The organism is Actinomadura gamaensis, assembly GCF_042652125.1.
GTDB lineage: Bacteria > Actinomycetota > Actinomycetes > Streptosporangiales > Streptosporangiaceae > Spirillospora > Spirillospora gamaensis.
This window is the reverse complement of sequence record NZ_JBHSIT010000024.1, coordinates 1-25,196: the sequence shown is the minus strand read 5'-3', so window position 1 is coordinate 25,196 and position 25,196 is coordinate 1. Positions and strand designations below refer to the sequence as shown.

Below are 25,196 nucleotides of genomic sequence, written 5' to 3'. Positions count from 1 at the left end.
GCCACGTCAGCCCTTCAGGCCGAGTTCCTTGCGGGCGCGCTCCTGGTCGGAGACGTGCTTGAGGACGACCCCGAGCGTGCGGGCGACGGCGGACTCGTCCAGCTCGTCCAGGCCGAGGGCGAGCAGCGTGCGGGCCCAGTCGACGGTCTCTGCGATGGACGGCGCCTTCTTGACCTCCAGCGCGCGCAGCGTGCCGACCGTCCGGACGAGCTGCTCGGCCAGCTCCGCCTCGATCCCCGGCACCTGCGCGAGGACGATGTCGCGCTCGCGGTCGGCGGCCGGGTAGTCCAGGTGCAGGTAGAGGCAGCGCCGCTTGAGCGCCTCGGACAGCTCCCGCGCCGCGTTCGAGGTGATCACGACGAACGGCCGCCGGGTCGCCGCGACCGTGCCCAGCTCGGGGATGGTGACCTGGAAGTCCGACAGCACCTCCAGCAGCATCCCCTCCATCTCGACGTCCGCCTTGTCGGCCTCGTCGATCAGCAGGACGGTCGGGCCGGTGCGCCGGATCGCCGCGAGCAGCGGGCGCTCCAGCAGGAAGTCCTCGGAGAAGATGTCGTCGTGCGTCTCCTGCCAGCCCCGGTCGGACGGCGCGGCCTGGATCGCGAGGAGCTGCTTCTTGTAGTTGAACTCGTAGAGCGCGCGGGCCTCGTCCAGCCCCTCGTAGCACTGGAGGCGGATGAGCTCCGCCTCGCACGCGCGCGCGACGGCCTTGGCCAGCTCCGTCTTGCCGACCCCGGCGGGCCCCTCGACGAGCAGCGGCTTGCCGAGCGCCTGCGCCAGGAACACCGTCGTCGCGATGGACTCGTCGGTCAGGTAGCCGCCCTCGGCGAGCCGCGCCGCGACGTCGGCGGGTGAGGCGAACAGGGCGTGGACCGTCATTCAGTGGCCTTTCGGGGTGGTCGGTTTGCCGCTGGGCGACGTCCCTCCGGACGGCTTGTCACCCGTCGGCTTGTCGCCCGTCGCCTTGCCGCCGGACGCCTTGGTGTAGGTCTGCCCGGTACCGGAGAACGTCATCTTCGTCCCGTCGTCGCTGACGGTCGCACCCCAGTAGTTGCTGCTCTTGGGGTCGCCGCCCTGCCAGGAGAACCGGAACCGGGACCTGCCCTGGCCGTCCGGGATGGCGAGGCCGCTCCAGAGGGTCTGGCCCTCCTTCTTCCACACGCCGGTGCCGTCGGCCTTGAACTGGAAGTAGTCCCTGCCCGCGCCGTCCCAGCGTCCGACCAGCGCCTTCACGTCGGCGGGCCTCACCTTCGGCAGCGGCGCGAGCTTGACGGGCGCGTTGTCGCCCGCGCTCTTCGCCTTGTCGCCGCCTCCCCCGCAGGCGCCGAGCGCGCCGGCGCCGAGGACCGCGACGAGCGCGGCGCGACCGAGCCGAGACACGGCGCGTGTCCGCATGCTCACCTGGACCTCCGGATGATCTCTCGGGGACGGGACCGGCAGTGTACCGGCGGGTAGACCCCGGTCGCGGACCTCACCCCGGGGAGCCAGCCGCGGGTTGGCTCCCGGGTGTGACGACGGCCGAGGCGCCGCCGCCCTACAACTGGACCATGACCCTTCCACGTGAGGACGTCGCCGCCGGCATCGCCGCCCGCCGCGAGCTCGGCCCCGACTACGACGCGGCGTTCGCGGACGCGATCGTGGCGCGCATCGAGGAGCATCTCGCGGTGCGCCAGGCGGCGCGCGCGGACGCCGCGCTCCCGCCTCCGCCGGGCCGCCGCGCCCACCGGGCCGGACGCGACCGCACGTTCGCGCTGGTCCTGGTCAGCCTGGCCCTGTCGGTGCCGCTCACGGCCGTCAGCGCCACGCTGGCGGGGCCGGGGGCGGTCCTGCTGGTCTGGCTGGGTCTGGTCGTCCTCAACGTGTCGTACATGCACCGTCCCCGGCGCGACTGACGTCCGGCCGCCGCTCCCGCGGCCGGAGCGCCACCCGCCGGGGACGGCACGGGGTCAGGCCGTCACTTCCCCGGCTCGGGGTCGCGGGGCAGGCCGAGCAGCCGCTCGGCGATGATGTTGAGCTGCACCTCGGTGGTGCCGCCGTAGATCGTCATCGCGCGGCTGAACAGCATGGCGCGGGCGACGATGCCGGCCTCGGTCAGCGGCACCTCGGTGGCCGCGGTCGCGCCCTGCGAGCCCCAGCAGTAGTCGGCGACCTCCTGGTTGAACTGGACGCCGAGCAGCTTGCGGACGCTCGACTCCGCGCCCGGCTCGACGCCGTTCAGCTGCTTCAGCGTGGTGCGCAGCCCGAGCAGGTCGATGGACTGGCCCTGCGCGACCAGCGCGCCGACCTCGGCCGTGGCGACCGCGTCCAGCTCCTTGCCCTCGAAGAAGTCCAGCAGCTCCGGGACGCCCATGCCGAGGCCGCCGCCGGTGGACAGCGACACCCGCTCGTTCGACAGGGTGTTGCGGGCGACCTGCCAGCCCTGGTTCACCTCGCCGACCACGCAGTCGTCCGGGACGAACACCCCGTCGAGGAACACCTCGTTGAAGATGGCCTCGCCGGTCAGCTCGCGCAGCGGCCGGACGTCCACGCCCTCGGCCTTCATGTCCACCAGGAAGTAGGTGATGCCGTCGTGCTTGGGCGCGTCCGGGTCGGTGCGGGCGATGCAGAAGCCCCACTGCGCGAACTGCGCGACCGACGTCCAGATCTTCTGCCCGGTGAGCCGGAAGCCGCCCTCGACCCGCTCGGCCTTCATCGACAGCGAGGCGAGGTCGGAGCCCGCGCCCGGCTCGGAGAACAGCTGGCACCACACCAGCTCGCCGCGCAGCGTCGGGCGCAGGAAGCGCTCCTTCTGCTCCTCGGTGCCGTACCGGACGAGCGAGGGCACCAGCCACGCGCCGATGACGAGGTTCGGGGCCTTGACCTTGGCGGCGCGCAGCTCCTGCTGGATGAGGATCTGCTCGACCGGGCCCGCGCCGCGTCCCCACGGCTTCGGGAAGTGCGGGACGGTCCAGCCGTCGTCGCCCATCCGCCGGTTCCGCTCGCTCTTGTCCTCGATCGCGGCGAGCTCGGCGATCTCGGCGCGGATGCGCTCGCGCAGCGGCTCGGTGTCGTCGGACAGTTCGAGCTCGACCTCGCGGCGGCCTCCGGCCAGCGCCAGCTCGGCGACCCGCGAGGCCCACTGCTTGGACGACCCGAGCAGCGCCCGCAGCGTCAGCGCGCGGCGCAGGTACACGTGCGCGTTGTGCTCCCACGTGAACCCGATGCCGCCGAGGATCTGGATCGCGTCGCGGGCGGTCTTCACGCCCGCATCGGCCGCGATCACGGCGGAGACGGCGGCCGCGAACTGCGCTTCCGCCGCCCCGGCCCCCTCGGCGCCCTCGTCGAGCGCGCGGGCGGCGTCCCAGGCGGCGGCGCGGGCCTGCTCGGCGGCGATGAGCATCCGCGCGGCCTTGTGCTTGACGCCCTGGAACTGCCCGATCGGACGGCCGAACTGCTCGCGGACCTTCGCGTACTCGGCGGCCGTCTCGACCAGCCAGCCGGACAGCCCGGCCGCTTCGGCGCCGAACAGCGCGGCGGCGAGGTCGGCGACGCGCCGGCCGGTCACGCCGTCCAGGACGCGGTCGGCGGCGACCTGCACGCCGTCCGCCTCGACCTTGGCGACGCGGCGCACCTTGTCCAGCGACTCGACCGGGGTGACGGTCAGGGCGGCGGCGTCGACCGCGACCCACTCGTCCCCGGCGGGCAGCACGATCACGTCGGCGAGGGACGCGCCGAGCACGGTGTCGGCGGAGCCGGTCACCTTCAGCGCGTCGCCGTCGCGGACGGCCGACAGGTTCCCGCCGAGCGCGACGGCCGCGGTGGTGGAGCCGTCCGCGAGGCCGGGCAGCAGCTCGGCGCGGACCTTGGCGTTGCTGGACGCCGCGATCACCGAGCTCGCGAGGACGGTCGGCAGGAACGGGCCGGGCGCGGCGGCGCGGCCGAGCTCCTCCAGCACCACCGCGAGCTCCAGCAGGCCGTACCCCTGCCCGCCCTGCTCCTCCGGCAGGTGCAGGCCGAGCAGGCCCTGCTCGGCGAGGGCCGACCAGAAGGGCGGCCGGGTCTCCGCGTCCGCCTCCAGCGCCGCCCGTACCACCGCCTCGGGGACGTAGCGCTCGGCGAAGCCGCGTACCGACTCGGCGAGGGCCTCATGCTCTTCGGTCAGCCCGATGGCCATGCGTCACCTTCTCTCAGACCGCTGGTCGACTCCGATTCTAGAACGGAGTTCTGGTGTGTGGCGGCTGTGACCCTACTCTCACCCGTTGCCGGACTCCACCGGCTCCCGGGCGTCCTTGCGCCGCTGCGCGACCAGGCTCGCGACCGTGACCGCGGCGAGGGTGCCGACGATCACCGACAGGGACAGCCAGATCGGGACCTCCGGGGCCCAGTGGGCGCCGTACTCGTGCAGCGCGTGCAGGACCAGCTTCACACCGATGAACCCGAGGATGAACGCCAGCCCCTTGCCGAGGTACACCAGCCGCGCGGCGAGGCCCTCCAGCAGGAAGTAGAGCTGGACGAGGCCCATGAGCGCGAACGCGTTGGCGGTGAAGACCAGGTACGGCTCGGTGGTGAGGCCGAAGATCGCGGGGATGGAGTCGAGCGCGAACAGGACGTCGGTGCTCCCTATGGCGACCATGACCACCATCAGCGGGGTGACGACCCAGCGTCCGCCGCTGCGCACGACCATCCTGTTCCCGGCGTAGTCCTCGCGGACGGGGACGACCTTGCGGAACCAGCGCAGGAGGGCGTTCTCCTTGAACTCGGCGTCCTCGTCCTTCTCGCGGGCCAGGCCCCAGGCGGTCCAGATCAGGAACCCGCCGAAGATGAAGAAGACCCAGGTGAACTGGGCGATGGCGGCGGCGCCGACCGCGATGAAGATGCCGCGCAGCACCAGCGCGATGACGATCCCGGCCATCAGGACGGTGTGCTGGGCGTTCCTCGGCACCGCGAACCGGGCGAGGATCACCATGAAGACGAAGAGGTTGTCGACGCTGAGGCTCTTCTCGGTGACGAACCCGCCGAAGTACTGCGCCGCGTACGTCCCGCCGGAGAAGGCCCAGACGCCGAGACCGAAAAGGACGGCGATCCCGATGTAGACGCAGGACCAGAACGCCGCCCGGCGGGTCGTGAACTCCTTGGTGTGGTCGCGGTTGATGACGAACAGGTCGACCGCGATGATCGCGACGAGACCGACCAGTGTCAGGGCCCAGACCCACGAGGACACGTGCATTTCGGGGTTCCTCCGGCATGCTTGACTGCCGGAGGTCTCTCCCGCCGGGCGCCCGAGGCGCCGGACCGCGGAACCCGGGACGGTGTGGACCGCCCGTACTGACGGGAACCGCGCGCAGGGATACTCCCCTCCACCTGGTACCAACCGTACATGACGGGCTCCCTGTTCCCGAACCCCACCGCGCGGAAAACCGCCGTGTGAGCAGGATTTACGGACGGACGAGTTCGCGGTAGAGGTCCGCGAGCTGTGCCACGGCGTCGTCCTCGGTCGGCAGGACGGTCGCGCGCTGCGCCGCCGCCGCGCCGAGCCGCACCGCGAGAGCGGGATCGTCCAGGACGCGTCCGACCGCTTCTTCCAGGGCGGGCGCGTCGTCCACCGGGACGAGCAGCGCCGCGTCGCCGACCATGCCCGGAATCCCGCCGACCCGCGTCGCGACGAGCGGCCGTCCGGCGCGCAGGATCTCCTGGACGGCCAGCGGCTGCCCCTCCCACACGCTCGGCACCACGGCGACGTCGGCGGCGGCGAGCAGCGCGGGGACATCGGAGCGGCGGCCGAGCAGCCGCACGGGCAGTTTCCCGGCGTCGATGCGGGCGCGCAGGGAGTCTTCCAGCGGGCCGTCCCCGGCGATCGCGACGAGCGGCGGGTCGGCGCGGCGGGCCCATCCGGCGGACGCGTCGAGCAGCGTGGGCAGGCCCTTCTGGTCCGCCAGCCGTCCCACGGTCACGATCAGGGGCCGCTCCCCCACGCCCAGCTCGGTGCGGACTCCTTCGCGAGCCTCCGGGCCCGGCACCGGTCCACGCGCGGGCGCGGGTACGAGGGCGTGGCCGACGCGACGGGCGCCGAGTGCCTCCATCCGCTCTTCGAGGTCGGGTGAAACGCCGAGGACGACGCTCGCGCCGCGCGCGACGACGCGTTCGAGCGCGCCGTAGATGGCGGCGGTCCGTCCGCCCGCAATGACGGCGTTGTGCAGCGTCACGACGATGGGGACCGGCCCGCGGCCCATGTGCAGCGGACCGGTCGCGACGTGCGCGCACGAGGCGACCGTCAGCGCGCCCGCGCGGAGGCCGTGCGCGTGCACCACGTCGGCGTCGCGGAGCAACCCGCGCAGCCGCCTGACCGCGCGCGCGTCGCTCAACGGACGCGGCCGGTCGGCGAGATCCACCTCGGCGAACCGCGCGCCCGCCTCGCTGAACCCGAACAGCTCCTCGGTGGCGGCCGGGCCGAACACCGCGACGCGCGCGCCGCGTTCCACCAAGCCCGCCGCGACCGACCGGACGTGCCGCCCGACGCCGCCCGCGCTCGTCCCGAGCACCAGCGCCACCCGCGTCCCGGCCAGGCCCTCCGAGCCGTCCTCCATGGCGGACCGTTCACTCCCCACTACGCACGACCCTCCGGCTCAGGACGGCCCGCAGGTCACGGCCGTCGATCACGAACACCACCGCCACGAAAACCACGACCGCGAGCAGCGCGGACAGCGCGCCGACGCCCACGTCCATCAGCCGGTGGCCGGTGCCGAACCACGACGAGAGCGCGTACCCGGCCGCCGCGCCCGCACCGCCCCCGGACAATCCCGCTAGCAGGACGCGGGACGCGCCGCTCAGCGCGGCCACCCCACGCGCGCGCACGAGCGTCCCCAACAGCAGGACGCCCGCGATCGTCATCCCGATCGTGTTGCCCACGCCGAGCGCCGCCACGACCCACGCGCGATCGACCACGACCACCAGCACGACGTCGGCGACCATCACGGCCAGCCAGCCCGTGACGGTCGCGATCGCGGCCATGCGTCCTCGATGGCACGCGTACAGGACGCGTCCCAGATGCGCGACGAGGCCGTAGCCGAGCAGGCCCGGCGCGAACGCCAGCACCGCCCGCGCCATCACGATCCGCTGCTGCGGATCGGACGCGGCGACCTTCCACGTGAACACGGCCGACGCGGGCAGCGCGACGGCCGCGAGCACGGCCGCTCCCGCGCACGACACGAGGATCACCGCGCGCGTGGTCTGCGCGGTGATCCGGTCGAACTCGGCCCGGTGCTCCTCGTCCGTCCGCGCCGACAGCATCGGGAACGCGCTCGTCGCGATCGGCACCGCGAGGATCGCCCACGGCAGCAGGTAGATCGCCCACGTGTACTGGTACAGGTTCAGCGCGCCGCGCGTCCCCTCGTAGCTCAGCCGGACGACCAGCAGCGCCGACACCTGCTGCGCGGCGACGGTGGCGAGCCCGGCCGCCGCGAGCCGGACGACCCGGCGCGCCACCCCGTCCGGGAACCGCAGCGACGGCCGCAGCCCGAGCCTCAGCCGCCACGCGGCGACCGCGGCGGTGGCGGCCATCGCGACGCCGCCCAAAGCCGTCCCGACGGCGAGGACGAGCTCGGCCGAGACCGGCAGGTGCGCCAGATCGTTCTGGTGCCCCCGGCCCAGCGGCGCGAAGGCGACGTACGCGCCGATCACCACGACGCTCGACACGAGCGGGGCCAGCGCGGGAGCGACGAACCGCCGGTGCGACTGGAGCAGCCCGTACAGCACCACCGCGATCCCGTACATCACCATCTGCGGCGCCATGATCGCGAGCATCTGCCCGCCGACCCGCACGATGTCGGCCCGCGCGCAACCGTCGCCGGTGCCGCCGACCAGCAGCTCCATCACCGGCCTCGCGGTCGCCGCGAGCAGCGCCGACAGCGGCACCATCGCCAGCACCACCCAGGTCAGCAGCGCCGACCCGATCCGCCGCACCTGCTCGGTGTCGCCGCGCTCGGCGGGCCCCGCCAGCACCGGCACGACCATGCTCGCGAGCGCCCCGCCCGCGACGATCTCGTACACGATGCTCGGGAACTGCGTGGACGTCGAGTACGCCTGCCCGAGGCACGTCGGCCCGACCGCCTGCGACTGCGCGAACGTCCGCGCGAACCCCGCCAGCCGCGACAGGACGGTCAGCACCCCGATCAGCACCGCCGCCCCGGCGAGCCCGGACGCCACCCTCCGCTTGGTCGTCAGGCTCACCCCGCACCGCCGGGCACGGGGTCGGACAAGTCAGCAGGAGCGGCGAGAGCGAACATCAGGCGGTGACAGATCCACTAGGTCGGCGAAGCGAGCGGCGTCACGGCGCGGGGCCGTGCCCGGCTCAGGCGGGGGTGGCCGGGGCGGGGGCCGGCTCGGGGACGGGGGCGGGCTGCGGGGGGCGGCGGCCGAGCATGTCGAGGCGGTTCAGCACCGGGTTGGCCGCGATGACCTTGGTGAAGCTCACGAACTCGCTCGCCGCGTTCAGCCCGGCCAGGCCCGCGAGGACGGCCAGGCGCGGCGCGAGCGGCAGCCGCGTCGCGGCGAGGCCGAGGAGCGCGCCGAGCGCGTTCGCGCCGGTGTCGCCGAGCATCGCGCGCTCGCCGAGGTCCTCGGGGAGCAGCGCGGCGGCGGCGCCGAGCGGCGCGGCGACCACCGCCGACCCGGACGCGGTGAGCGCGAGCGGCGTCCCGGCGAGCAGGCCCACCTTGATCGCGCGGCCCGGCCGCAGGTCGAACAGGTTCATCAGGTTCGCCGACGCGGCGACGATCGCGCCGTTCAGCAGCGTGTCGGCGGCGCGTCCGGTGCGGGTGCGGGCGGGCGAGCCGGCCAGCGCGGCGGCGGCCAGGCCGGTCGCGCCGATCCCGAGGATCTTGACCGCGCCGGTGGTGACCTCGCCCCTCGCCAGCGCGGCCAGGTGGCCCTTGAAGCCGCGCGAGGAGCCCGAGCCCGCCAGGTCGTCGTAGCCGCCGAGGACGCCGGAGCCCGTCCCGGCGAGCAGCGCCGCCGCGCGGACCCGCGCCGGGACGCCGGGCAGCAGCAGCCCGGCCGCCGCCGCGCCCGCGACGAACGCCGGGCCCTCCAGCAGCGTCACCGGCTCGCCGCGGTGGTTCGTGCGGTCCCACAGTTCGGTGCCGGCACGTCCGGCGACGCCGGGCGGACGGCGGGTCAGCGCCGTGTAGGCGGCGCGGGCCGCGGCCGCGCCGAGGACGGCACCGGCGAGCGCGCGCGACGCGCCCCGCCTCTGCCGCGCTCGGCCAGGCCGCATGACCGGGTCAGTACTCATGACTGGGGCAGTGCTCACGAGGGGTCATCCGTTCTTCCCGGCGGCGGGCGGCGGCGACGGCAGGTACCCGCCGTTCGCGCCCGGGCCGACGCCGTACTGCCCGGACTTGCCGCCCAGCTCGTTCTGAAGGGCCAGGATCGCGACCACCTGCCCGGACCCGGTGTCCAGCACGTCCACCGAGGAGACGCGCTTGCTCACGGCCGAGTCGTCGCGCAGCGCGGTGATGAGGCCGCCCTGCTGCGCGGCGGTGTTCGGGCCGCCCAGCACGGTGCCGCGGTCGGCGGCGTCGAGCTGCGCGGTGAGCGTCACCAGGGCGCGGGTGCCGTCGGCGGTGTCGGAGCCGTACGGGGTGGCGGGCGCGATCACGACCGCGAGTGTCGCATGCTGGCCGGGCTTCCCGCTGGTGGTCACGTAACCCGCCGTCCGGAAACCGGTGAGGATGCCCGCGCCGGTCGCGTCCTCGCGGCCCGCCTTGGCCGGGTCGTTGGTCACGATCGCGCTGGCCAGGACGGCGCCCGCCTTCGCGTAGGCGTCCGCGCCGGCCGGGAACACGGTGCCGGCGGGCTTCAGCTGCGTGGCCAGCTCGTCCAGGGTGTGGCTCTCGTCCGGGTCGAGGGCCTTCTTCTGCACCGCGACGCGTCCGGTGACGGTCGCCCCGGCCTTGGTGGCCAGGTCGATGACCTGCGAGACGCCCTCCTCGCCCGCGCCGGGCGTCTCGACCAGCACGACCGACTGGCCCTTCAGCCGTCCCGCGACGTACTGCGGGCCGGTCGTGGACGCGAACTGCTCCTCGCCCTTGAGCTGGGCCTCCTGCTTCTGCTGGGTGCGGCGCAGGTCGTCGGCGCGCCGGGTGGCCCGGTTCGCCTCCTGCTTCAGGCCGTTGGTCACCGACTGCGACAGCGTCGTGGAGCCCAGCACGATGCCGAGCGCCAGCGCCAGGAAGATCGCGACGATGGAGACGAGGTGGTAGCGGAAGTCGATCACGTGAACAGTCCGGTCAGCCAGAAGAGGAAGGCGTGCCAGCGGTCGGCCAGCAGGGGACGGATGACGTCCCCGGCGGGCGACATGAACACGGCCGTGGTCATGGCGATGAACGCCACCAGCACCAGCAGGAGCAGCGACCAGCCCGAGATGCGGCTGCGGTACAGGCGGGAGACGCCCTTGGCGTCCACGAGCTTGCTGCCGACGCGCAGCCGGGTCAGGAACGTGCTGGACATCCCGGCCCGGCCCTTGTCGAAGAACTCGACCATGTTGAAGTGCGTGCCGACCGCGACGATCAGGGTGGCGCCCTTCTCGTCGGCCAGCAGCATGGCGATGTCCTCGCTGGTGGCGGTGGCCGGGAACACCACGGCCTCGCGGCCGAGCTCCTCGACCCGCTTCAGGCCGGGCGCGCGGCCGTCCCGGTAGGCGTGCACGACGATCTCCGCGCCGCTGGTGAGCGCGGCGTCCGACACCGAGTCCATGTCCCCGACGATCATGTCGGGGCGGTAGCCCGCCTCCAGCAGCGCGTCCGCGCCGCCGTCCACCCCGATCAGCACCGGCCGGTACTCGCGGATGTAGGGGCGCAGGGTCGCGATGTCCTCGCGGTAGTGGTAGCCGCGGACGACGATCAGCGCGTGCCGGCCGTCCAGCCGGGTCGCCACGTCCGGGACGCCGACGCCGTCGATGAGCAGGTCGCGCTCGCGCTTGACGTACTCCATCGTGTTGGCGACGAACGCCTCCAGCTGGTGGCCGAGGTTCGCCTTCGCCTCGGTGATGGACGCCTCGAGCGTCTCCGCGGTCTGCTCGATGCCCTTGGCGACGACCTCGCTGCCCCGGTGCACGGCGCCGCCGTCCACCCGGACCTCGTCGCCCTCCTTGAGCTTGGTGAAGATCTCCGGGCCGACGTCGTCCACCAGCGGGATCCCGGCGTCGACCAGGATCTGCGGGCCGAGGTTCGGGTACCGCCCCGAGATCGACGGCGCGACGTTCACCACCGCGCCGACCTGGCAGGACACCAGCGCCTCGGCGCTGACGCGGTCCAGGTCGACGTGGTCGATCACCGCGACGTCACCGGGCTGGAGCCGCTTGGTGAGGTTCTTGGTGCGGCGGTCGAGCCGCACCGTGGCGGACACGCCCGGCCGGCCGTCACCCCGCCCGCGGCCGAGCGCGAGCACCCGCCGGGGCCGCTTCTTCGCGGCCCGGACGGCACGGTCGGTGGTCGGAGACGGGTCGTTCATCGCTTGACATCCTGCCAGAGGGCCGGGGGAGACACCTGCAACGACGAGCTTCGGGGCGTGTTCGTTCGCGTACTGTCCGCCGCTTTGCGCGGGTCGGGGCGGGGGTCCGGCGCGGCGCCCCGGTGAGATCATTCTCGCCGGGCCGGCCCCTCACGTCACCGGGCCGCCGCCGGCCGCCGTCCGGATTCCGGACGCCGGACTCCGGACGGTCACCGGTCCTTCGCGGCGAGGTCGAGGAGCTCCTCGGCGTGCGCGCGGCCGAGTTCGGAATCGGCGAGACCAGCGAGCATCCGGGACAGCTCGCGCACCCGGCCCTCGCGGTCGAGGGCGGTGACGCCGCTGCGGGTGACCAGGCCGTCGCTGGACTTCTCCACCAGCAGGTGCTGGTCGGCGAACGCGGCGACCTGCGGCAGGTGGGTGACCACGATCACCTGGGCGTTGCGCGCGAGCTTGGCCAGCCGGCGTCCGATCTCGACCGCGGCCTTGCCGCCGACGCCCGCGTCCACCTCGTCGAACACGAACGTGGGGACGGGGTCGGCGCCCGCGAACACCACCTCGATCGCCAGCATCACGCGGGACAGCTCGCCCCCGGACGCGCCCTTGTGCAGCGGCAGCGCCGGCGACCCCGGATGCGGCGCGAGCCTCACCTCGATCTCGTCCGCGCCGTGCGGGCCGTACTCGCCGGTGGGCGTGACCGCGACCTCGACCCGCGCGTGCGGCATCGCCAGCGCGGCCAGCTCCGCGGTGACGGCCTTGGAGAACCGCTCGGCCGCGCGCGACCGGACGGCCGTCAGCTCCGCCGCGTCGGTCTCCAGCCGCCCGGTCAGCTCGGCGTGCTCGGCGCGCAGCTCCTCGATGCGGTCGTCGTCGGAGTCGAGCTCGGTGAGCCGCACGGCGGACGTCCGGGCCCACTCCAGCACCTCGTCCACCGACTGGCCGTACTTGCGGACGAGCCCGGTCAGGTCGGCGCGCCGCTCCTGGACGGCCGCCAGCCGCGCCGGGTCGGCGTCCACCGACTCGGCGTAGGCGGCGAGGTCGGTCGCGACGTCGGAGACGAGGTAGCCGGCCTCGGCGAGCCGGTCGGCGAGCGCGGCCAGCTCGGGATCGTGCTCCCGGACGGCCTCCAGCGCGTTGCGCGCCGAGCCGAGCAGGCTGACCACGTTCGCCGCCTCGAACGCGGCGGCCGGGTCGCCGAGCAGCGCCTCGTGCGCGGTGTCGGCCGCGCCGCGCAGCGCGTCGGCGTGGCCGAGGCGCTCCTCCTCGGCGGCGAGCTCGACGTCCTCGCCGGGGCGGGGATCGACCTTCTCGATCTCCTCCAGCCCGAACCGCAGGATGTCGGCCTCCTGCGCGCGCTCGCGCGACCGGGTGGTCAGCTCCTCCAGCAGCGCGCTGACCTGGCGGTGCCGCTGGTAGGTGCGGGTGTAGGCGCGCATCGGCTTGGTCAGCGCCGACCCGGCGTAACGGTCCAGCGCGGCGCGCTGGCGGCCCGCCTGCAGCAGCCGCTGCTGGTCGGACTGGCCGTGCACGGCGACCAGGTCGTCGGCCATGTTGATGAGGACGCTCACCGGCACCGACCGGCCGCCCACGTAGGCGCGCGACCGGCCCTCCGACGACACCGACCGCTGGACGATCAGCGTCCCGTCGTCGAGCTCGCCGCCCGCCTCCTCGACCCGCTCGACCACCCGGCCGCCGGGGTCCACCACGATGCGGCCCTCGACCGTGGCGCGCTCGGCGCCCGGCCGGACCCGCTGCGGGTCGGCGCGCCCGCCGAACAGCAGGCCGAGGCTCGTGACCACCATGGTCTTGCCCGCGCCGGTCTCGCCGGTGACGACGTTGAACCCGGGCGACAGCTCCAGCACCGCCTCGTCGATCACGCCGAGGCCCTGGATCCGCACCTCATCGACCATGGGACGCACCCGCGTCACAACCCCTCGCAATCCAGCCCGCTCTCCGCGTCTCGCTGGTGAGATTATCGCCCCTCGACGGCGCCGGTGGAGGGACCGCCGGCCGCCGGGCCCGCTCCGCCGCCCGCCGCGGCGTCCGCCGCGGGGTGCCCGTCGCCGGCCTCCGGCGGCTCGCAGCGCGGCGGGCCCTCGCCCCCGACCTGTGCCTCCGCGGCGGGTTCGAGATGCTGCACGGACGCGCGGGACCGTCCCCGCCATCCGGTCACCGGAAGGCCGAACTTGGTGACCAGCCGGTCGGTGAACGGCGTCAGGTGCAGGCGCGCCAGCCGGACCGGCTCGGCCCCGCGACGCACCTCGATCCGCGCGCCGGGTGGGAGGTCGAGGGTGCGCGCGCCGTCGCACCACAGCACGGCGCGCGGTGTGTCCGGAAGCACCTCGATCGCGACCGCCGACCGCGGCGACACCACCAGCGGACGGGAGAACAGCGCGTGCGCGCTGATCGGGACGACCAGCATCGCCTCGACCTCGGGCCACACCACCGGGCCGCCCGCCGAGAACGCGTACGCGGTCGAGCCGGTCGGGGTGGCCATCACCACGCCGTCGCAGCCCCAGTGGGACAGCGGACGGCCGTCGATCTCCACGACCAGCTCCAGCATCCGCTGCCGCTCGGCCTTCTCGACGGTCGCCTCGTTCAGCGCCCAGGTCGTGCCGGTGACCGCCCCGTTCCGGCGGACGATCACGTCGATGGTCATCCGCTCCTCGACGTCGTAGCGGCGCTCGATGACCCGGTCGACGGTGGTGGCGAGGTCCTCGCGCTCGGCCTCGGCGAGGAAGCCGACGTGCCCGAGGTTGACGCCGAGCAGCGGCGCGCCCGCCGGGCGGGCCAGGTCGGCGGCGCGCAGCAGCGTGCCGTCGCCGCCGAGGACGATCACGACCTCGACGCCCTCGGCGGCGGCCGGGGTGCGCGGCCACACCTCCACCAGGTTCGGGCAGGCGAGGTCCTCGGCCTCGCCCGCCAGGGCGCGGACGGAGATCCCCGCCTCGGCGAGGCGGCCGATCACCAGCTGCGCGCTGCGGACCGCCTCGGACCGTCCGGTGTGCGCGACGACCAGCACCGTCCTGTCGCTCATCGGCGGCTCTCCCGGGGGGCGGTCGGTCGGCTCGTGGTCACTGGGGTCCCTCCGCGACGGCGCGCTCGAGATCGGCCTCGGCCAGCGGCGGCGCGCCCGCCCGCAGCCACAGGAAGTACTCCACGTTCCCGGACGGCCCGGGCAGCGGCGACGCCGTCACGCCGAGCGCGCCCAGGCCGAGCGTCGCGGCGTGCGCGGCCACGTCCCGCACCGCCTCGGCGCGCAGGGCCGGATCGCGCACGACCCCGCCGGCGCCGACGCGGTGCCTGCCGACCTCGAACTGCGGCTTCACCATGATCGCGTAATCGGCGTCCGGCGTCACGCAGCGCTGGACCGGCCCGAGCACCAGCTTCAGCGAGATGAACGACAGGTCGCCGACGACCAGGCTCGGCCGCTCGGCGCCGGGGCCGCCGAGCTGGTCGGGTTCCAGGTCGCGGATGTTCACCCGCTCCAGGACGCTCACCCGGTCGTCGGTGCGCAGCGACCAGGCGATCTGGCCGTAGCCGACGTCGACCGCGTACACGCGCGCCGCGCCCGCGCGCAGCAGCACGTCGGTGAACCCGCCGGTGGACGCGCCCGCGTCGAGCGCGACACGGCCCTTGACGTCCAGGGCGTCGAACGCCTTGAGCGCGCCCGCGAGCTTGTGCCCGCCGCGCGACACGTAGTCGGGGCCGTTCTCGTCGTCGGCGACCAGGATCGCCGCGCCCGCGTCGACCTGCCTCGCCGCCTTGGCCGCGACCTGCCCGGCGACCTTGACCCGGCCGTCCGCGATCAGCTGGCCCGCGTGCTCGCGGGACCGCGCCAGCTTCCGCCGCACCAGCTCGGCGTCCAGCCTCCGCCGGCTCACCCCGCACCCCCCGTCCCCGGGAAGCCCTGCGAGCCGCCGGTGCGCTGCGGACGGCTCTCAAAGCGCTGTGGGCCGCCCGTACCCGGCGGCCGGTTCCCCATGGCCGCCGGGCCGTCCGGGCCGACCTGCATGCTCTGCGGGCCGTGCTGCGGGCGGTGCGGGGCGCCCGGACGCGGCATGCCGCCGAGCGACGGGACGGTGCCGGCGGCGGACGCGGCGGCGGACGCGTCGCCGTCGGCGTCCGCGTCGGCGGAGACCAGCAGCTCCTGGAGCCGCTGGTGGACGTCGGCGAACACCTCGACGTGCGCGGGCACGGGCAGCCCGGCCAGCTCGTCCAGCCGGGCGACGACGGCGTCCACGCGCGGGTCGCCGGACGGCGCGGACCCGCCGGCTCCCCCCGGCGCCGGCCCCCCGGCCTCGTCGGACCTCACCCTTTTACCTCCAAGAAACACCCCGAACCGCGCGCCCCGGGTCGCCCGGGGTCCGGTCCGAACGCTACCGTCCCTGGACGACATCGTTGTCGACCGAACGGGGAACGGCCTGACCATGGCCAACGAGGAGGAGTGCCGCGCCGCGCTGGACAAGATCGCAGAGCGGCTGGCCGAGGTGGACGCCGACAAGCTCGCCCGGCACGTGGTGGAGCGCACCATCAGCTGCCGCGTGCCCGATCTCGGGCTGGCGTTCCGCACCCGGCTGCACGCGGGCGGCCTGGATCCCTTCCACACCACCGACGATCCGAAGTCGGCGCAGGTGCGGCTCACCGCGAGCAGCGACGACCTGGTCGCGCTCGCCTACGACGAGCTGAACCCGGCGAAGGCGTGGGCGGCCGGACGGCTGAAGATCGAGGCGAGCATCTTCGACCTGCTCCGGCTGCGCAAGTTCATGTGACGTCCCGCCGCTCGCGCCGCGCTGCATGGCGTCGTGCGCGACATCAGTGCGGCGAGGGGAGGTCCAGCCTCTCCAGCGCGCCGGAGACCGCTTCCGGGCGGACGGGCTCGTCCGAGCGCCACGACGCGGCGGCCAGCGCCCGGAGCCCGTCGTAGGGGTCTCCGTGGCCGTCCAGCTCGATCGTGTCGCCGCTCGGGCGCGCCGTCCAGCCGCCGCAGCGGTCGGCGTCGCCGTCCCGCGCGGTCTCCGGGTGCGGGACGAGCAGGCCCGTCAGGTCCGGCGCGATGTACGTCGGACGGTGGATCGGCGGCGCGGTGAGCAGCCGGAGCGGGTCGGTGACGCCGGTCAGGACGAGCAGGCTGTCGGCCTCGCCGTTGTGCGCGCCCTCGATGTCGGTGTCCAGCCGGTCCCCGACCACGAGCGGACGTTCGGCCTTCGTGCGCAGGACCGCCTCGCGGTGCAGCGGACGTTCCGGTTTGCCCGTCACGATCGGCGCCACGCCCGTCGCGGTCCGGATGACGCTCAGCAGCGCGCCGTTGCCCGGCTTCGGCGGCCCGAAATCGGCCGGGATGGTCGTGTCGCCGTTGGTCCCGACGAACAGCGCGCCGCGCGCGACCGCCTTGCCCCCCTCGGCGAGCAGGCCGTACCCGACGTCCGGGGCGAATCCCTGCACGACGGCCGCCGGGTCGTCCGAGGCCAGCGACACCGGACGCAGCCCGCGGTCGTACAGCGCGGCCCGCAGCGCCGTCCCGCCGACGACCAGCACCTTCGCCCCGGCGGGCAGCCGCTCGGCGAGCAGCCGCGCCGCCGCCTGCGCCGAGGTCACCACGTCCTCCGCCGTCGCGGGCACGCCGACCTCGGCGAGCAGCGCGACGACCGCCGACGGCGTCCGCGACGCGTTGTTGGTCACGAACGCGAGCCGCTGGCCCGCCGCGCGCGCCTTGTCCAGGGACTCGGCCGCCCTCGGCACCGGCCTGCGCCCGACGTACACGACGCCGTCCAGATCGAGCAGGGCGACGTCGTACGCCTCGCTGAGCGGCCTGTCCGAACCGTTCACGGCACCCTCTCCCGAACCTCGACCGGGCATACCGGCCCGACCTCGACCGGGCGTACCGCCCGGCCCGTCCCGTCCCGCCGCCGCCCTTGAGCGGCGGCCCTGGCCTGTCTTCGCGTAAGTCCTGTATCCCACACGTCGTCCCTCGCCCGCGCCCAGGGGTCAGCGACGGGAGTCGAGGGTGGCCCTGGCGTGGCGGAGCGCGTTCGCGTAGTCCTTGTTATCGGGACGCATCGCCACGGCGAGGGCCAGGTGTTCCACCGCACCGGAGAAATCGCCGACGCGGCTCAGGGAGAGACCGAGGCCGAACAGTGCGTAGTCCTCGGCCGGGTCCTCCTCCACGATGCTGCGGAAAGTCTCGGCGGCCTGCTCGAAGAGGCGGGCGCCGAACTGCGCGCGGGCCAGGGCCTCGCGGATGCTCCGCGACGACGGCTCGGCCTCGGCCGCCCGCGTGAGCAGCTGCACCGCCGCGGCCGCGCTGCCCGACCTCAGCAGCGCCAGGCCGCGGGTGTACCAGTCGTAGACGCCGCCCTCCGGGGCGGCGGGATCCTCCCCGGTCTCGTCCGGTCTCCGCTCCGCCCCTTCACCGCGCATCTGGCCTCCCTCGGACTGCGATCATCTCGACCGTACCCGGCCGCCGGGCGAATCCCCTTCGGCGGTTACCATGCCCACAGTGGAACGAGACGTCCCCTCCGGACCGACGACGACCTCGGAGGAGTTCAGCGCGCGCATCTTCGGCGCCACCGGGCCCGCGGCCGGTGCGGGACTGGAGCTGGCGCCGTTCCGCGGCGTCCGGTTCGATCCGGCCGTGGTCGGCGACCTGGCCTCGGTCACCACGCCGCCCTACGACCTCATCGACGACGCCGAGCGGCGGCGGCTGCTGTCGGAGGGCGGGCACAACTTCGTCCGGCTGATCCTGCCGAGCCAGCCCGGCGGCGGGTACCGGGAGGCCGGGGAGACGCTGCGCCGCTGGCTGGACGAGGGCGTGCTCACCGTCGACCCCGAACCCGCGCTCTACGTGTACGAGGCCGCCGACCGGCAGGCCGTGCGGCAGCGCGGGCTGCTCGGCGCGGTCGGGCTGCGCGCCGAGTCGCAGGGCGTGATCCTGCCGCACGAGGACGTCTACCCCGGCCCGGTCCGGGACCGGCTCGCCCTGATGAGCGAGGCGCGCGCCAACCTGGAGCCGATCTTCCTGATCCACGAGGGCGGCGGGGACGCGGCCCGGATCGTGGACGAGACCGCCGAGGCCGCCCCGCTGATGGAGTTCCCCGCCTCCGACGGCCTCGTGCACCGGGTGTGGCGCATCACCGACCCCGTCCGGATCGCCCGGATAGCCGCCGACCTGCGCGGACGCCAGGCGCTCATCGCCGACGGGCACCACCGCTACGCCACCTACCGCGCGCTCCAGGCCCGCTACCACCGCTCCGGTTTCGGCGACGGTCCCTGGGACCACGGGCTCGCGCTGCTGGTCGACTCGACCCGGTACCCGCCGCGGCTCGGCGCCATCCACCGCGTCCTGCCGGGACTCGCGCCGCACCGGGTGCTGGAACGGGCCAAGGCCGTGATGGAGGTCACCCCGCTGCCCGGCTCGCTGCCCGTCGCGCTCGCCGCCCTCGCCGACGCCGGGGACCGCCCCGCGTTCCTGCTCGGCGGCGGCGACGGCCTGCACCTGCTCACCGACCCCGACCCGGCGCGGCTGGCCGCCGTGATGCCCCCCGACCGCTCCCCGCGCTGGCGGCGGCTCGACACCGCCGTCCTGGACCACCTGCTCATCGCGGGCGTCTGGGGCGTCCCGGAGAACGAGCGCAGCGTCGAGGTCGTGCACGACGACCCGGCCGCCGCGCTCGCCCGCGCCCGCCGCACCGGCGGCACCGCCGTGATCCTCAACCCGCTGCGGATCTCGGACGTGCTGGCCGTCGCGGGCGGCGGCGAGCGCGTCCCGCGCAAATCGACGTCGTTCGGGCCGAAACCCCGCATGGGGATGGTGCTGCGGCTGCTCGACCCGTCCTGACGCACCGTCCGGTTCCGGGCGTCCGGTACGGTCGGGGCCGTGGCACGAACGATCGACAAGGTGGCGTGGATCCGGATCGAGGACGGCCGGATCCTCGGCACCCGCTCCCACGGCAAGGACGCCTACTACCTGCCCGGCGGCAAGCGCGAGCCCGGCGAGAGCGACGAGCGGACCCTGCTGCGCGAGATCTCCGAGGAGCTGACCGTCGCGCTGGACCCGGCGTCCGTACGGCACGTCGGGACGTGGGAGGCGCAGGCGCACGGCAAGGCCGAGGGCGTGGTCGTCCGCATGACCTGCTACGCCGCCGACTACACCGGCACGCTCACCCCGGCCAACGAGATCGCCGAGACGGTCTGGCTCGGCTACGCCGACCGCGACCGGGTCTCCCCGGTGGACCAGCTGATCTTCGACGACCTGCACGCCGCGGGCGACCTGCGCTGACCGCGCACCGCGAACCGACGGCCGCGCGCCGACGCCCTGGTGACCGACGGCGGGGAACTGTCGGCCGGGGGGCTGGAGAAACCGGCGGTCCCGGCGCGATGATCGGGACATGGACACCAAGACCACGATCACCCCGCTGGGCGGCGACGTCTACGAGATCGACACGCGGATGGCGGGCTACACCGGTATCACCGCCGGTTACCTGATCCTGTCCGACCGGCCATGCCTGGTCGAGCCCGGCACGGCCGGCTCCGCGCCGGTCGTCAAGCGGGCCCTGGACGAGCTCGGCGTCTCCGCGTCCGACCTGGCGACCGTCGTGGTCACCCACATCCACCTCGACCACGCCGGGGGCGTCGGCGACATCGCCGAGCTCTACCCCGACGCGGAAGTCGTCGTCCACGAGAAGGGCGCGCGGCACCTCGCCGGCCCCGAACGGCTCATGCGCAGCGCCCGCATGGTCTACGGCGACCTGCTCGACACGCTCTTCGGCGAGCTGAAGCCCACCGAGGCCGCCCGCATCCGCGCCGTGGAGGACACCGGCGTGATCGACCTCGGCGGCGGACGGCGGCTGGAGTCGCACTACTCCCCCGGCCACGCCAAGCACCACGTCGGCCTGGTCGACTCGGCCACCGGCGACCTGTACGTCGGGGACGCCGCCGGGATCTACATCCCCGAGACCGCCGACGTCCGGCCCGCGACGCCGCCGCCGGACTTCGACCTCGACACCGCGCTCGGCTCCCTGGACAAGTTCAAGGCGCTCCAGCCGTCGCGGCTCCTGTTCGCGCACTACGGCCCGGTCACGGAGGTCGAGGACACCCTCGACCGGTCCGCCGAGGAACTGCGCGTGTGGGTGGACGCCGTCCGCGCCGCCCAGGCCGAGAGCCCGGAGCTCGACCACGCCGTCGCGATGGTCCGCGACCGCACCGACGGCCGCTACCGGATCACCGCCGACGACGTCGATCCGGACCTCGCCCACAAGTACGAGGTCCTCAACAGCACCGAGAGCAACGTCGCGGGCATCATCCACGCCCTCAACCGCCACGCCTGACCCCTTCCTCACCCGACCACCGTGCCGCCCTCGTTCCCGAGTCAGCGGTGCCGGTCAGCCTTGGCGGGTCGGTCGAATGGTCAGGTCCCCGATCTCGACGTCCTCGGGTTGGTCGATCGCGAAGGCGATCGCCCGGGCCACGGCCGAGGGCTCGATACCGAGCTCGGCCATGTTCCGCTTGGCCTGCTCGCGCGCGGCCGGGTCGTCGACGGCGTTGTCGACGAACTCCGTCCGGACGTAGCCGGGGGAGATCGACGTCGTCCGCAGCACCCCGTCGGTGCTCTCCTGGCGCAGCCCCTCCAGAAGAGTGCGCACCGCGTTCTTCGTCCCGGCGTACACCGCCTGGGTGGGGACGATCTTCAGGCCGGAGGTCGAGACGACGGTGACGAGATGCCCGCCGCCCTGGCGGCGGAACACCGGCAGGGCGGCGGCGATCCCGTGCAGCACCCCTTTGACGTTCACATCGACCATCGCCGACCAGCCCTCGACGTCCAGATCGGCAACGGGGCTGATCTTGCTGATCCCGGCGTTGCCCACCAGCACGTCCAGCCGGCCGAAGCGCTCGACACCGAGGTTCACGAGCGAGTGGAGGTCGTCGGGATCGGTGACGTCCACACGCGTGGCGACCGCCTCGCCGCCGGCGGCCTCGATCTCGCCGACCAGCCGGTCCAGCCGCTCGGTACGGCGGGCGCCGAGGACCACGGCCGCGCCGAGCGAGGCGAGGTGGCGAGCCGTCGCCTCGCCGATCCCGCTGCTGGCGCCGGTGATGGCGATGACCTTGCCCTGAACGGTCATGAAGAACCTCTCGCCTAGAATAGGACACATGTCCGTTTACCCTGACGACCCTACCGGACACGTGTCCGCTTCTGTGCGCGGGACGCGACGCGCGGACGCCCAGCGCAACCGGGAGCGGATCCTCCAAGTGGCACGCGACCTCGTCCACGAGCCGGGAGAGCTGAAACTCAACGCGGTGGCGAAGGCCTGCGGCATCGGCCAGGGCACCCTGTACCGGCACTTCCCCACACGCGAGGACCTCCTTGCCGAGGTGTACCGCAGCGAGGTGGAGGACCTGGTCGCCGAGGCCCCGCGCCTGCTGGCGATTCACCGACCGCTGGACGCGCTGGCGGCGTGGTTCGACCGCGTGGCCGCCTACGCCCGGGTCAAGCGCGACGTGTTCGCCGCCATCGAGGCGGCGACATGGCGGGACCTCGCCGCGCACAGCCTCGGCCCGATCGGCGAGGCGGTGGAGCTGCTGCTGGCCGCCGGCCGCTCGGCCGGAAGCATCCGCGCCGACGCCGAGGCCCGCGACGTCATCGTGCTCATCAGCTGGCTGTCACGCCTGGACGACGCCGAACTCGACACGCGAGGACCACGATTGCTCTCCATCCTCGTCGACGGCCTCCGCGCAACCCGACCCTGAGCTGGAACGTCCGATGACGAACAGGCCGGTGAACGCGTGAGCGGGCCCGACGACGGTCGGTTCCGTCGTGGGGCCCGCTCGGTGCGGTCAGCGACCTCGATCAGGCGGAGGGCTCGCCCTTGTCACCCTTCGGCTCGTCGTGGTCGGCCTTGGACTCGTCGTCGGCCTTAGGCTCGTCTCCGGCCTCCTCGTCCGCGTCCTCGTCGGCGTCCTCGGCCTCGCCGAGGTTCTCGGCGTTCTCGGCCTTCGGCTCCAGGAAGACCGGGGCCGGTGCCACGGCCGCGTCGGCGACGGCGTCGTCCCCCTCGTAGACCTCGGGGGCGTCCGGCTCCTCCTCGGCGCGCGGGTCGTCCTCGACCGGGACCTCGGCGGACGCCTCGTCCACTTCGACGGCCTCGGCGGCGTCGACCGCCTCGGGCGCGGACTCGTCCCCGCTCTCGGTGATCTCGTCGCCCTCCTCGGTGTCGAGGATGTCGAGGCCCTCCAGCTCGGCGTACCGCTCGGCCGCGTCGGTCTCGGCGTCGCGGTCAGCGGCGGCCGAGCGGGCGAACCACTCCGACGCCTCCTCCTCGCGTCCCGCGTCCACCAGCGCGTCCGCGTAGGCGTAGAACAGCCGCGCCGACCACGGCCGCAACCTGCGGTCGCGCAGCTCCGGCACCTGGAGCGTCACCACGGCCGCGTCGAACTGGCCGAGGTCCCGGCGGACGCCGGACTCCACGATCCGCAGCTCGACCGCGCCCATCTGGTCCAGGCGCGCCGCCTCCGGCGACTTGATCAGGTCGAGCGCCCGCTCCGGACGGCCCAGACCGCGCTCCGCGTCGGCCATCACCGGCAGGTACGCCTCGTCGCCCGCGCCCAGCCGCCGCGCCGCGCGCAGCTCGGCCAGCGCGTCGGCCCACTCGCCCGCCGCGTACGCCGCGAGCCCGGCCGCCTCCCGGACGATCCCGACCCGCGACGCCAGTCGCCGCGCGGCCCGCGCGTGCCTGTACGCCAGCTCGGGGTCCTCCTCGGCGAGCCGGCCCGCCATCACCAGATGCCGCGCCACCCGGGCCGCGAGGTCCTTGGGCAGCGTGCGGAGCTCCTCGCGGGCCTCCTCGTCCAGCTCGGCACCGGTCACGTCGTCCGGCAGCAGCGGATCGTCGTGCTTGGGCGCCGGCCGCTCCTGCGACTCGTCCCGGCGGCGGGACGGCCCGTACGAGCGCCGCTCCCCGTCCTGAGGACGACGCCCGCCGCGTCCCTGGAAGCCCTCACGCCGGTCGTCCCGGCCCTGGTATCCACCGCGACGGTCGTCCCGGCCGGGGCCTCCGCGCCGGTCATCGCGACCGCGGAAGCCCCCGCGGCGGTCATCCCGCCCCTGGAAGCCACCACGGCGCTCGCCACGGTCCTGGAACCCGCCGCGACGGTCGTCCCGGCCCTGGAATCCGCCTCGGCGGTCGTCCCGGTCCTGAGACCCACCGGACCGCTCGTCGCGATCCCGGTATCCGCCGCGCCGATCATCGCGGCCCTGGTACCCGCCGCGACGCTCGCCACGGTCCTGGAACCCGCCGGAACGCTCACCGCGCCCCTGGTAACCCCCGGAACGGTCGTCCCGCCCCTGGAAGCCACCGCGCCGATCATCGCGGTCCTGGCCACCGGGACGCCGGTCATCCCCGCGTCCCTGGTAACCGCCACGCCGGTCGTCCCTGTTCTGGAACCCGCCGCGACGGTCGTCACGTCCCTGGTATCCACCACGCCGCTCGTCGCGGTCATGCTGGCCCCCGCGACGGTCGTCCCGTCCCTGGAACCCGCCACGACGATCGTCGCGGCCCTGGAAGCCACCCGGACGGTCGCCACGGCTCTGGAAACCACTCGAACGCTCGTCACGCCCCTGAGGGCCATCACGCCGATCATCCCGGCCCTGGAACCCGCCTCGGCGGTCATCCCGGCCCTGGAAGCCACCACGACGGTCGTCACGGCTCTGGAAGCCACCTGGCCGGGCGCCCCGGTCCTCGTAACGCCCGCCGCCACGACGGTCGTCGCGGTCGCGGAAACCGCCGCCGCGGTCGTCGCGGTCCTGGCGGAAGCCGCCGCCAGGACGCCGGTCATCGCGGAAGCCGCCCTCGGATCGGCGGTCGTCCCGCCGGCCCTCGAACCGCCCGCCCTGGCGGAAGCCTCCGCCACCTGCCCCGCGGTCGCCACGTCCCTCGAAGCGCCGGCCACCGCGGTCATCGCGACCGCCCCGGTCCTCGAAACGCCGCTCGCCCCGGTCCTCGAAGCGCCGGCCGTCGTCGTTTCCGGGACGGCGCTCACCGCGCTCCTCGAAACGACGGCCCTGGCCACCGCTCTGGAAGCGCTTGTCGCCGCCGTAACGGTTCTCGCGGCGGTCATCGCCGCCGGGACCACGCCGGTCGTCGGAGCCACGGAACGGACGTCCCTGACCTCGATCGTCGCGCTGCCCGCCCGGCCGGTCACGCCACCCGCCGCCCGCGTTGCCGCGGCCACCGGAGAACGAACGCCCGTGAGAGCCCTGACCACCCGGCCGACCGCGGTCCCCGCCGTTGCCGCCGAAGCGGCCGCGTTCACCGCCGGAGCGAGGCGCGCCTCCGCGCGGTCCCCCGTCGCGCCGGGGACCGTTGCCCCCGAAGCCGCCGCGGGCACCGCCCGCACGACGGCCGGGTTCCCCCTGACCGCCGTTCTTGCCCCGCCGCTCGCGGCCTTCTTCGCTGCGGCCGTCCTCTTCCGCGCTCATCACGTCCGTCACTGTTCTCGGTACTTCGATGGACCCTTGCAGCCTACTTTGACAGGTCCTATACATGAGTCGAGGGCCGCCCCCTAATCGGGGCGACCCTCGACCAATTATAGTCCGGCGGTGTCCTACTCTCCCACACAGTCTCCCATGCAGTACCATCGGCGCTGAGGGGCTTAACTACCGGGTTCGGGATGGGACCGGGTGTTTCCCCCTCGCCATAACCACCGAACGACCAACG

Annotated in this window: 23 protein-coding genes, 1 rRNA gene and 1 pseudogene; 7 read left to right on the top strand and 18 right to left on the bottom strand. The window is 74.2% G+C overall.

Going from position 1 to position 25,196, the window contains the following annotated elements; translation table 11 throughout:
* Positions 1-6: 6 nt before the first annotated feature.
* Together ACFPCY_RS42725 and ACFPCY_RS42720 are read right to left on the bottom strand one after the other, a co-directional pair.
* A complete protein-coding gene (locus ACFPCY_RS42725; protein ID WP_378265596.1) occupies positions 7-879 on the bottom strand; it encodes an AAA family ATPase in 873 nt (290 codons plus the stop codon).
* A complete protein-coding gene (locus tag ACFPCY_RS42720; protein ID WP_378265594.1) occupies positions 880-1,380 on the bottom strand; it encodes a hypothetical protein in 501 nt (166 codons plus the stop codon).
* A gap of 167 nt (positions 1,381-1,547) precedes the next feature.
* Here ACFPCY_RS42720 and ACFPCY_RS42715 point away from each other — a divergent pair, with 167 nt between their 5' ends.
* The gene (locus ACFPCY_RS42715) at positions 1,548-1,892 is read left to right on the top strand and encodes a hypothetical protein (protein WP_378265592.1); all 345 of its coding nucleotides are present in this window, start codon (positions 1,548-1,550) and stop codon (positions 1,890-1,892) included.
* A 62-nt stretch (positions 1,893-1,954) separates the two neighbouring features.
* Here the strand turns inward: ACFPCY_RS42715 and ACFPCY_RS42710 are convergent, their stop codons facing one another.
* The 11 genes and pseudogenes from ACFPCY_RS42710 to ACFPCY_RS42660 all read right to left on the bottom strand — a co-directional run bounded on the left by ACFPCY_RS42710 (position 1,955) and on the right by ACFPCY_RS42660 (position 15,799).
* Complete coding sequence (locus ACFPCY_RS42710; RefSeq protein ID WP_378265590.1) at positions 1,955-4,153, bottom strand: acyl-CoA dehydrogenase; 2,199 nt, start codon at positions 4,151-4,153, stop codon at positions 1,955-1,957.
* A 78-nt stretch (positions 4,154-4,231) separates the two neighbouring features.
* Entirely contained in the window at positions 4,232-5,206 is a 975-nt protein-coding gene (locus ACFPCY_RS42705; RefSeq protein ID WP_378265588.1) for a TerC family protein, read from the bottom strand.
* Between the two features lie 208 nt (positions 5,207-5,414).
* On the bottom strand, positions 5,415-6,563 hold the full coding sequence (locus ACFPCY_RS42700) for a glycosyltransferase (RefSeq protein WP_378265632.1): 1,149 nt from the start codon (positions 6,561-6,563) through the stop codon (positions 5,415-5,417).
* A 10-nt stretch (positions 6,564-6,573) separates the two neighbouring features.
* Positions 6,574-8,205 (bottom strand): murein biosynthesis integral membrane protein MurJ, encoded by a 1,632-nt coding sequence (gene murJ, locus ACFPCY_RS42695; RefSeq protein WP_378265586.1) that lies wholly within the window; start codon positions 8,203-8,205, stop codon positions 6,574-6,576.
* Between the two features lie 121 nt (positions 8,206-8,326).
* Positions 8,327-9,250: a hypothetical protein gene (locus ACFPCY_RS42690; protein ID WP_378265584.1), complete on the bottom strand. Its 924-nt coding sequence runs from the start codon at positions 9,248-9,250 to the stop codon at positions 8,327-8,329.
* A gap of 42 nt (positions 9,251-9,292) precedes the next feature.
* A complete protein-coding gene (locus tag ACFPCY_RS42685; protein WP_378265582.1) occupies positions 9,293-10,252 on the bottom strand; it encodes a copper transporter in 960 nt (319 codons plus the stop codon).
* The gene (steA, locus tag ACFPCY_RS42680; RefSeq protein ID WP_378265580.1) at positions 10,249-11,487 is read right to left on the bottom strand and encodes a putative cytokinetic ring protein SteA; all 1,239 of its coding nucleotides are present in this window, start codon (positions 11,485-11,487) and stop codon (positions 10,249-10,251) included. The genes ACFPCY_RS42685 and steA overlap by 4 nt, the downstream gene beginning before the upstream one ends.
* A 209-nt stretch (positions 11,488-11,696) precedes the next feature.
* A complete protein-coding gene (recN, locus tag ACFPCY_RS42675; protein ID WP_378265578.1) occupies positions 11,697-13,394 on the bottom strand; it encodes a DNA repair protein RecN in 1,698 nt (565 codons plus the stop codon).
* A gap of 236 nt (positions 13,395-13,630) precedes the next feature.
* A pseudogene (locus ACFPCY_RS42670) lies at positions 13,631-14,521 on the bottom strand (NAD kinase); the annotation flags it as partial.
* Between the two features lie 37 nt (positions 14,522-14,558).
* Complete coding sequence (locus ACFPCY_RS42665; RefSeq protein ID WP_378265576.1) at positions 14,559-15,368, bottom strand: TlyA family RNA methyltransferase; 810 nt, start codon at positions 15,366-15,368, stop codon at positions 14,559-14,561.
* Positions 15,365-15,799 carry a hypothetical protein gene (locus tag ACFPCY_RS42660; RefSeq protein WP_378265574.1) on the bottom strand — a complete coding sequence of 145 codons (435 nt, stop codon included), beginning with the start codon at positions 15,797-15,799 and terminating at the stop codon, positions 15,365-15,367. Before ACFPCY_RS42660 ends, ACFPCY_RS42665 begins: the two co-directional genes overlap by 4 nt.
* A gap of 115 nt (positions 15,800-15,914) precedes the next feature.
* On the opposite strand from ACFPCY_RS42660, the gene ACFPCY_RS42655 reads away from it, so the two are divergent.
* Positions 15,915-16,256: an SCP2 sterol-binding domain-containing protein gene (locus ACFPCY_RS42655; RefSeq protein ID WP_378265572.1), complete on the top strand. Its 342-nt coding sequence runs from the start codon at positions 15,915-15,917 to the stop codon at positions 16,254-16,256.
* Positions 16,257-16,299: 43 nt separating this feature from the next.
* Here the strand turns inward: ACFPCY_RS42655 and ACFPCY_RS42650 are convergent, their stop codons facing one another.
* Positions 16,300-17,313: an HAD-IIA family hydrolase gene (locus ACFPCY_RS42650; protein ID WP_378265570.1), complete on the bottom strand. Its 1,014-nt coding sequence runs from the start codon at positions 17,311-17,313 to the stop codon at positions 16,300-16,302.
* 159 nt (positions 17,314-17,472) lie between these two features.
* The gene (locus ACFPCY_RS42645; RefSeq protein WP_378265568.1) at positions 17,473-17,904 is read right to left on the bottom strand and encodes a tetratricopeptide repeat protein; all 432 of its coding nucleotides are present in this window, start codon (positions 17,902-17,904) and stop codon (positions 17,473-17,475) included.
* 70 nt (positions 17,905-17,974) lie between these two features.
* Here ACFPCY_RS42645 and ACFPCY_RS42640 point away from each other — a divergent pair, with 70 nt between their 5' ends.
* The 3 genes from ACFPCY_RS42640 to ACFPCY_RS42630 all read left to right on the top strand — a co-directional run bounded on the left by ACFPCY_RS42640 (position 17,975) and on the right by ACFPCY_RS42630 (position 20,810).
* Positions 17,975-19,321, top strand: coding sequence for a DUF1015 family protein (locus ACFPCY_RS42640; protein ID WP_378265566.1), 1,347 nt, complete (start codon positions 17,975-17,977; stop codon positions 19,319-19,321).
* Positions 19,322-19,360: 39 nt separating this feature from the next.
* On the top strand, positions 19,361-19,762 hold the full coding sequence (locus ACFPCY_RS42635) for an NUDIX hydrolase (protein WP_378265564.1): 402 nt from the start codon (positions 19,361-19,363) through the stop codon (positions 19,760-19,762).
* A gap of 109 nt (positions 19,763-19,871) precedes the next feature.
* Entirely contained in the window at positions 19,872-20,810 is a 939-nt protein-coding gene (locus tag ACFPCY_RS42630) for an MBL fold metallo-hydrolase (RefSeq protein ID WP_378265562.1), read from the top strand.
* A 54-nt stretch (positions 20,811-20,864) separates the two neighbouring features.
* On the opposite strand, the gene ACFPCY_RS42625 is transcribed toward ACFPCY_RS42630, so the two are convergent.
* Positions 20,865-21,605 carry an SDR family oxidoreductase gene (locus ACFPCY_RS42625; RefSeq protein WP_378265560.1) on the bottom strand — a complete coding sequence of 247 codons (741 nt, stop codon included), beginning with the start codon at positions 21,603-21,605 and terminating at the stop codon, positions 20,865-20,867.
* Between the two features lie 28 nt (positions 21,606-21,633).
* Between ACFPCY_RS42625 and ACFPCY_RS42620 the strand changes: the two genes are divergently transcribed.
* Positions 21,634-22,230, top strand: a complete 597-nt coding sequence (locus ACFPCY_RS42620) for a TetR/AcrR family transcriptional regulator (RefSeq protein ID WP_378265558.1) — start codon at positions 21,634-21,636, stop codon at positions 22,228-22,230.
* Between the two features lie 100 nt (positions 22,231-22,330).
* Here ACFPCY_RS42620 and ACFPCY_RS42615 read toward each other — a convergent pair whose 3' ends face one another.
* Positions 22,331-23,347, bottom strand: coding sequence for a tetratricopeptide repeat protein (locus ACFPCY_RS42615; RefSeq protein ID WP_378265556.1), 1,017 nt, complete (start codon positions 23,345-23,347; stop codon positions 22,331-22,333).
* Between the two features lie 24 nt (positions 23,348-23,371).
* On the opposite strand from ACFPCY_RS42615, the gene ACFPCY_RS42610 reads away from it, so the two are divergent.
* Entirely contained in the window at positions 23,372-25,045 is a 1,674-nt protein-coding gene (locus ACFPCY_RS42610; RefSeq protein WP_378265554.1) for a hypothetical protein, read from the top strand.
* Between the two features lie 25 nt (positions 25,046-25,070).
* On the opposite strand, the gene rrf is transcribed toward ACFPCY_RS42610, so the two are convergent.
* Positions 25,071-25,187, bottom strand: a 5S ribosomal RNA gene (gene rrf / locus ACFPCY_RS42605).
* Between the last annotated feature and the right edge of the window lie 9 nt (positions 25,188-25,196).